10 protein-coding genes are annotated in these 7,254 nt (G+C 69.4%); 6 read left to right on the forward strand and 4 right to left on the reverse strand.

From position 1 onward, the window contains the following. Nucleotides 1-2 precede the first annotated feature (2 nt). Nucleotides 3-1,085: a hypothetical protein gene (locus BLQ74_RS04095; protein WP_090261109.1), complete on the reverse strand. Its 1,083-nt coding sequence runs from the start codon at nt 1,083-1,085 to the stop codon at nt 3-5. 154 nt (nt 1,086-1,239) lie between these two features. On the opposite strand from BLQ74_RS04095, the gene BLQ74_RS04100 reads away from it, so the two are divergent. The 4 genes from BLQ74_RS04100 to BLQ74_RS04115 are packed head-to-tail and all read left to right on the forward strand — an operon-like array spanning nt 1,240 to nt 3,804. Next, nucleotides 1,240-1,497: a hypothetical protein gene (locus BLQ74_RS04100; RefSeq protein WP_090261111.1), complete on the forward strand. Its 258-nt coding sequence runs from the start codon at nt 1,240-1,242 to the stop codon at nt 1,495-1,497. Further along, a complete protein-coding gene (locus BLQ74_RS04105; protein ID WP_090261113.1) occupies nt 1,494-1,808 on the forward strand; it encodes a PepSY domain-containing protein in 315 nt (104 codons plus the stop codon). The genes BLQ74_RS04100 and BLQ74_RS04105 overlap by 4 nt, the downstream gene beginning before the upstream one ends. Next, nucleotides 1,808-2,485: a response regulator transcription factor gene (locus tag BLQ74_RS04110; RefSeq protein ID WP_090261115.1), complete on the forward strand. Its 678-nt coding sequence runs from the start codon at nt 1,808-1,810 to the stop codon at nt 2,483-2,485. The genes BLQ74_RS04105 and BLQ74_RS04110 overlap by 1 nt, the downstream gene beginning before the upstream one ends. Further along, the gene (locus BLQ74_RS04115; RefSeq protein ID WP_090261117.1) at nt 2,482-3,804 is read left to right on the forward strand and encodes an ATP-binding protein; all 1,323 of its coding nucleotides are present in this window, start codon (nt 2,482-2,484) and stop codon (nt 3,802-3,804) included. Before BLQ74_RS04110 ends, BLQ74_RS04115 begins: the two co-directional genes overlap by 4 nt. Before the next feature lie 29 nt (nt 3,805-3,833). On the opposite strand, the gene BLQ74_RS04120 is transcribed toward BLQ74_RS04115, so the two are convergent. From BLQ74_RS04120 to BLQ74_RS04130, 3 genes are read right to left on the reverse strand one after another with little or no spacing between them, the layout of a single operon-like run. Next, a complete protein-coding gene (locus BLQ74_RS04120) occupies nt 3,834-4,091 on the reverse strand; it encodes a DUF2790 domain-containing protein (protein WP_090261119.1) in 258 nt (85 codons plus the stop codon). Then, complete coding sequence (locus BLQ74_RS04125; RefSeq protein WP_090261121.1) at nt 4,088-4,636, reverse strand: cytochrome b; 549 nt, start codon at nt 4,634-4,636, stop codon at nt 4,088-4,090. The genes BLQ74_RS04120 and BLQ74_RS04125 overlap by 4 nt, the downstream gene beginning before the upstream one ends. Beyond that, on the reverse strand, nt 4,633-5,694 hold the full coding sequence (locus BLQ74_RS04130; protein WP_090261123.1) for a catalase family peroxidase: 1,062 nt from the start codon (nt 5,692-5,694) through the stop codon (nt 4,633-4,635). Before BLQ74_RS04130 ends, BLQ74_RS04125 begins: the two co-directional genes overlap by 4 nt. Before the next feature lie 175 nt (nt 5,695-5,869). Between BLQ74_RS04130 and BLQ74_RS04135 the strand changes: the two genes are divergently transcribed. Together BLQ74_RS04135 and BLQ74_RS04140 are read left to right on the forward strand one after the other, a co-directional pair. Continuing rightward, complete coding sequence (locus tag BLQ74_RS04135; protein ID WP_090261125.1) at nt 5,870-6,379, forward strand: sigma-70 family RNA polymerase sigma factor; 510 nt, start codon at nt 5,870-5,872, stop codon at nt 6,377-6,379. After that, nucleotides 6,376-7,125, forward strand: coding sequence for an anti-sigma factor family protein (locus BLQ74_RS04140; RefSeq protein ID WP_090261127.1), 750 nt, complete (start codon nt 6,376-6,378; stop codon nt 7,123-7,125). The genes BLQ74_RS04135 and BLQ74_RS04140 overlap by 4 nt, the downstream gene beginning before the upstream one ends. Nucleotides 7,126-7,254: the final 129 nt, after the last annotated feature.

Genomic DNA, 7,254 nt, shown 5'->3' on the forward strand with positions numbered 1-7,254 from the left:
CTTCAGGCGAGCGGCCGCAGGCGTTCGCCGAGGCGGCCGCCATCGACCAGTTCGAGGAATTCGTCACCGAGGCGCTGGCTTTCGTCCATTGCTTGGCGCCAGTAACGTTCGCGGCCGGCATCGTCGCCCAGGTAGCGCTTGAAGTCCTTGCGGTCCGGCAACTTGCCGTGCGGCAAGCGCGCCAGGTACTCGCGCGAGGGCGCCAGCAGCAGTACGTCCTGCAGGCGGGTGGCGTCGCCACGGCGCCACGGCAGCCCCTTGTCGAACCAGCCGGGGATGACCTTGTCGGTGAAGTGCGGGTAGAGCACCACGCCGTCGGTGGCGTAGGGCAGGTCCAGGTGATAGTCGAGCAGGCCGCCATCGCGGTAGGTGCCGGGACCGACACCGGGGATGTCGCGCACTCCCTGCATGACCATGGGGATGGAGCCGGAGGCGAGCAGGGCGTGGCGCAGGTTGCCGAGGGCGAGCGGCAGGCAGCGCGAGGGGAAGTCCCGCAGCGGCTGCAGCGGCGGCGCCAGGCGGGTGTCGTGGAGGATCACCCGCTCGAAGTGCCGGTGCAGGTGCTGGCGGCCGAGCAGGTTATCGCGGATCACCGCGCCGAGGCCGAGCCCGAGCGTGCGCTTGCCGTCGTCGGCGAGGCGGCCGTGGCTTTTCACCAGCACCACGTTGAGGCGGTAGTGCGGGTTGTCCAGCACGCTGGCGTCCTGCCCGGCGAGCAGGTCGTCGAGCATCCGCGAGCAACGGGTGGAGACTTCGACGATGTCCGCATGGCGCGAGAAGCGCTGCTGGGTATACAGCTCGCCCAGGCGCCGGAGGCCCGCCACCGGGTCCGCCAGGCAGGCGCTGGCGAAGCGCCAGGAACCGATGGATGCGCCGATCAGCGCGCGTTCGCGCGGTGCGCGCGGCAGCCAGTCGCCGAACAGCGCCAGGTCCAGCCCCTGGATGCCGAGCGCCTTGGGGCCGCCGGCGGCGCCGGGAAGGATGCCGACATCGACGGGCGCCAGGCCCTGTTCACGGATGCGCCGCATGGCGCGGGCGCCCGCCTTGAGGGTGAGCGCGGGGGACTTTATGTGAATGGCGGTCATGCGGGGCTCTCTCCTTCGAGCGGCCGATTATAAGGGCTGCGCCGGGCCGACCAAGCCACTTCAGCGCGTGAATGTGCGCCCCGCCGTTGATTCAGCTTGAGTTAATGGCCTAAGGCTAGTCTGTACCCATCGCCAGTCTCCCAGAGCCCGTCCGATGTTCAAGCCCGTTTCCCTGCTCGCCGCGGCCACGCTCGCCAGCGCCGTGGGCCTTGCCCTGGCCAGGACCGAGGGGCCGGACCAGGCGCTGGAGAAGCAAGCCGTCGGCGCGGTGTACGATAGCGCGCTTGACCTGGCGCACGGCGCTCGCCCGCATCATGGCGACAGTATGAAGGGTGCCGCGGGTGCGAATCGGCAGGTCGAACGGGATGCGCCGCTCGCTGACCCAGCCCAGGACCGACAGGATCACCGATGACCTATCCTCTGCGTTATCTGCTGCCGGCTGCGCTGGCCCTGGCGATGTCCGCGGGGTCGGCGCTGGCCCATGACCTGAGCCAGGACGAAGCCCTGCGGCTGACGCGCGAAGGGGTGATCCGGCCCTTCGCGAGCCTGTTGCCGGCGGCGCTCGAACGCTATCCCGGCGCACGCGTGCTGGAGGCCGAGTTGGACCGGAAACACGATACCTACATCTACGAAATCGAGCTTCTGACCGCCGATGGCCTGGTCCGCGAGCTGGAACTGGATGCCCGCGACGGGCGCATCCTCAAGGATAAGGAAGACGACTGATGCGCTTGCTGCTGGTGGAAGACCATGTGCCCCTCGCCGATGAACTGCTGGCCAGCCTGACGCGCCAGGGTTACGCGGTGGATTGGCTGGCCGACGGCCGTGACGCCGCCGTGCAAGGGGCCAGCGAGCCCTATGATCTGGTCATACTCGACCTCGGCCTGCCGGGCCTGCCGGGGCTCGACGTGCTCCGCGAGTGGCGCGCGCTGGGCGTTGCCACCCCGGTGCTGATTCTCACCGCGCGCGGCTCCTGGGCCGAGCGTATCGACGGGCTCAAGGCCGGCGCCGACGATTACCTGACCAAGCCCTTCCACCCCGAGGAACTCTCGCTGCGCATCCAGGCGCTGTTGCGGCGCGCCCATGGCATGGCCAACCAGGCACATCTGGAGGTCGCCGGCCTGCGCCTGGACGAGGCGCGCCAGTGCGTTCTGCAGGACGGCCAGGAGGTCGACCTGACCTCGGCGGAGTTCCGCCTGCTGCGTTATTTCATGCTGCACCCCGGCCAGTTGCTGTCGAAAGGGCATCTGGCCGAGCACCTTTACGACGGTGAGACCGAGCGCGACTCGAATGTCATCGAAGTGCACATCAACCATTTGCGTCGCAAGCTCGGCCGCGAGGTGATCGAGACCCGCCGTGGCCAGGGCTATCGCTTCACCGGGGTGCTGGGGAACGCGCCTTGATTTCCATCCAGCGGCGTCTGGGCTTCAGCCTCGCCAGCGTGTTGCTGGTGATCGGCCTGGTGTTCGCCCAGGCCGGTCTCTGGCTGTTCGATCAGGGGTTGCGCCGCTACCTGGCCAACGGCCTGCAGAACGAGGCGGAAAGCCTGCTGGCGTCGGTCGCGCGCAGTCCGGAGGGCTTGCAGCTCGACCCGCAGCGCGTCGACGCCATCTACGAGCGCCTGTATTCCGGACGCTATTTCCAACTGCATTTCGAGCAGACCGACCTGCGTTCGCGCTCGCTCTGGGACCACGACCTGATGGTGCCCGAGCGCGCCGGCCTGCGCGACGGCCTGGCCGAGGGGCCGGACGGCCAGCGCCTGCTGGTCTTCCGGGGCGACTACCGGCGTTTCGGCCAGCCGTTGCAGATCATCGTGGCGCAGGACTACACGCCGATCCTGCGCAGCTTCCAACGCTTGCGCCAGATCGGCCTGGGCGCCGGTTTCGTCGCCTTGCTGCTGATCCTGTTCTTCCAGCGCCTGGCGGTGCGCCGCTCGTTGCGCCCGCTGGAGCAGGTGCGGCGGCAGATCGCGCAATTGCAGGAGGGCCAGCGCAGCCAACTGGACACCCAGGTGCCGCAGGAGCTGGAGCCGTTGGTGGAGCAGGTGAACCACCTGCTGCAGCACACCGAAGACACCCTGCGCCGTTCGCGCAATGCCCTGGGCAATCTCGGCCATGCGCTGAAGACACCCTTGGCCGTGCTGATCAGCCTGGCCGAGCGCGACGAGGTGCGCGCCCACCCCGAGCTGCAGCGGGTCTTGCGCGAGCAACTGGAGCAGATCGAACAGCGCCTGGCGCGCGAGCTGGGCCGCGCACGACTGGTGGGCGAAGCCCTGCCGGGCGCGCATTTCGACTGCGATGGCGAGTTGCCGAGCCTGCGCGAAATGCTGCAGTTGATTCACGGCTCGCACTTGCACATCGACTGCCGCGCCGCACCCGGCCTGCGCCTGCCATTCGACCGTGAGGACCTGCTGGAGCTGCTCGGCAACCTGCTGGACAACGCCTGCAAATGGGCCGACAGCCTGGTGCGCTTGAGCGTCGAAAAGCGCGAAGGCGACTACCTGTTGCAAGTCGACGACGACGGCCCGGGCATCGCCGAAGAGCAGCGCGACAGCGTACTGGCGCGCGGCACGCGGCTCGACGAGCAAGTCGCCGGTCACGGCCTGGGCCTGGGCATCGCCCGTGACATCGCCGAGGCCTGTGGCGGCCGTCTCTCGCTGGAGAGCAGCGAACTCGGTGGCTTGCGGGTAAAGGTGGAGCTGCCGCGCCGCGCCGCCGCCTGAGCCGCGCAGGCGGCGCGACGGGCGCCGTTTCAACCCTCGTTCTGGCAACCCTGGCCCCATACCGGATAACGCAGCAGGTGCCGCTTGCCCTGATGATCGAGGTAGAGCATTTCCACCTCGCGGATGCCACAGAAGTCGAGATCGGGCTGGCGCAGCACCTTGGCGATGTCCAACCGCATGCCGTAGTGGTAGTCCTCCGCGGGCGGGTCGCCGGGCTCGGCGAAGGCGGCCGGGCAGGCGAGCAGCGGCAGGAGCCACAGCAGCAGCGGCAATCCGCGCCCGTTCATTGTCGGACTCCGGCGCCGCCGAGCATGCTGGCCAGTACGCCGTCGCGACGGATCAGCGCGTGGAACAGAGCGGCCGCCAGGTGCAGCAGGATGGTCAGCAGCAAGGCATAGGCGATCAGGCTGTGGGCGCCGCGCAGCAAAGCGTGCAGCGCCACCGAGGGCGCGACCAGCGGCGGCAGCTGGAAACCCTCGGCGAGCGGCAGGGGATAGCCGCCGGCCGATTGCATGGCCCAGCCCACCAGCGGCTGGAGCAACAACAGGACATAAAGCAGCAGGTGCGACAGGTGCGCGGCGCGTTTCTGCCAGCCCGGCAGGGTGACCGGCAAGGGCGGAATGCGGCTGCCCAGGCGGACGCCGATGCGCAGCAGCACCAGCAGCAGCAAGGCCACGCCGAGTGGCTTGTGGATCGCCACCAGTTGCGCATGGCGCGGCGACACGCTGGCGACCATGCCGGCACCGATCAGCAACATGGCGATCACCAGGGGCGCCATCAGCCAGTGCAGGCAGCGAAGGGCCAGCGGGAAACAGTCGGCTTGGTGGTTCATGGCTGTAGCTCCTTGGCCGCCAGGACGGCCTGTTCGCGGGTACGGCGATTGAAGGATTCCGAATAGGCCGCCGAGCGTGCGCTGAGCAGCGGATCGTCCGAGGCGCGGATGCCATCGGGAAGGATCAGCGGGTCGTAATTGACGTCCTGGCATTCGCCGCCCTGTTCCGCCTGCAGGCGGTCGATCAGCAGCTCGCCGGCGTCGATGCTGCGGCGCTCCGGCGGCCAGGCGCGGGTGGCGTCGGCGGTGGGATCGCCGGCTTCGCCGAGGGTAAGCAGCAGGCGCCAGCGCAGCGGCCCCGAAGCCAGGCGTTGGGCCAATTCGCCGGCGAGGAAATCGCTTTCGTTGCGCTGTGCCGCGGCCAGCGGCTGGTAGGGCGCCTCCGGTTGCAGCGACCAACGCACAGGTTGTTCGCGGCCGTCGGCGTCGACCAGGACGAAGGCGTTGAGGCCGTAGTAGGCGCTGTTGGCGAAGCTCGACGAGGGCGTCGTGTCCTTGGCCCACTGGCGGAAGGCGGCGCTTTCCGGGTGGTTCTGGAAGAACGCGGCCAGGCGTGCCGGGTCGGGTTTGCCGGTCGCCGCTTGAGGTTGCGAGGCCTGTTGCAGGTCGTAGAAGCCCTGCGGGCTGTTCACCACGAATACCGGCGAGGAGTTCATGCCGGTGCGCCATTCCTCGCCGTTGGCCGGACGCAGGCGCAGGGCAAAGCTGCGCAGCGCTGCCGCGCCATCGCTGGCGGCGGGGTTGCCACCGGGGATCGCCAGGCGCCCGACCACCGGCACGGTGCCCTGGCGGAAAAGGCTGGCGCGGGACACGGCGCTGCCCGCGCCGTTGCTGGCGAAGCGGCCGATCACGCAGAGGCCCTTGGCATGGTTGCGGCGGTAGCCGGGATGCACGCCGGCATTGCGCTCCAGGCTGTTCACCAGTTTCGCCGGAGTCAGCCGCTGCGGGTCGAGCCAGCCGGCGGCATAGGCGAAGGAAGCGGCCAGGCCGCCGACCGCGGCAGTGATCAGGGTCCAGCGCAGGAATAGGTTCGGCGGTGCCGCGGATGGGTCTGTCATGGCAAGCGTCCTCGGGCTAGGCTGCAGTCGATGAACCGGTACGACGCCCGGCGCGGCGGCTTATTCCCCTGTGCGGACAGCGGCTGACTGGCCGGTCGGCGCCGGGGAATAAAGTGGCGGCCCGTGCGTCCCACTGGCTCACCGACACTTGGAGCCGGCCACTCGCCGGAGTGTGATGAACGAACTGGATGATCACTCGCTGCGCGAAATGCTGCCGCGCCTGCGGCGCTTCGCGCTGTCGCTGACACGCAATGCCAGCAGTGCCGATGACCTGGTCCAGGCGACCCTGGAAAAGGCCCTGTCCGCCTGGCGTGGGCGCCGTGCCGACGGCGATCTGCGGGCCTGGCTGTTCGCCATCCTTTATTGCCTGTTCGTCGATGGCCAGCGCCGCGCCCGGCGTTACGCGCGGATATTGGCGCTGTTCGGCGGCGACGACCAACACGCGCCCTCGGCCGAGGACATCGTTACCGCGCGTTCGACCCTGGAGGCGTTCGAGCGCCTGCCCGCCGAGCAACGCGCGCTGCTCAGCCTGGTCAGCGTCGAGGGCCTGAGCTACCGCGAGGTCGGGCTGGCGCTGGACATTCCCATCGGCACCGTCATGTCGCGCCTGTCGCGGGCGCGCCAAGCCTTGCGCGCGTTGAGCGAAGGGCAGGGCGGACGACCTTCTCTACGGGTACTCAAATGAGCGAAATGATCCCCAGCGAAAACGACCTGCACGCCTATGTCGACGACCAGCTCGATGCGTCGCGCCGACAGTGGATCGAAACCTGGCTGGCCAATCACCCCGAGGACGCACGGCGCGTCGAGGGTTGGAAGCGCGATGCGCAGCAGTTGCGCGCGGCGCTGGCCGTCGGCGCCTTGCCGGCGCCCGCCGCGGCCCTGGACCCGGCACGCATCCGTCAGCGCCTGCGCAGCCGGCGCCTGTCGCGATTGGCCGTCGCGGCTTCGCTGCTGCTGGCCCTCGGCATCGGTGGCCTGGGCGGCTGGCAGGCGCGCGAAATGAACCTGGCCGGCGGCGAGGCGCCGATGCGCGATGCCGTGCAGGCCTACCGCCTGTTCGCCACCGATGGCAGCGGCATGCGCCTGGACACCGGCGCCGGCGAGAACCTCGACGTCTGGCTCGGCCGCTACCTGGAGCATGCCAGTCTGCCCGCCGACCTTGGCCGGCTGGGCTTGCGCGCGGTGGGTGCGCGCCTGCTCGCCACCGAGGAGGGCGCCGCCGCGCTGCTGGTCTACCAGGACCCGCAGGGGCGGCGCCTGAGCGTCTTCATTCGTCCGCCCGGAGCGACGCATCGCAAGCTGCCGCGCGGCGAACGCCACGACGGTGAACTGCTGACACGCTACTGGAGCCAGGGCGACTACAACTACGCGCTGGTCGCTCGCCGCGACGATCCGCAGAGCGAGCAACTGGGACAACTGTTCGGCTTCTGAAGAAGCCGGCCGGCCCGCGCCCCAGGAGGGGCATGCCACAGGGGCGTAGGATGGCTTGAGGCACGAAACCCATGCGGTCGGCGCAGCACGATGGGTATCGCTGCGCTCAACGCCATCCTACGTCCCCGG

Origin of the sequence: Pseudomonas panipatensis, from assembly GCF_900099785.1 — a bacterium.
Classification (GTDB): Bacteria; Pseudomonadota; Gammaproteobacteria; order Pseudomonadales; family Pseudomonadaceae; genus Pseudomonas; species Pseudomonas panipatensis.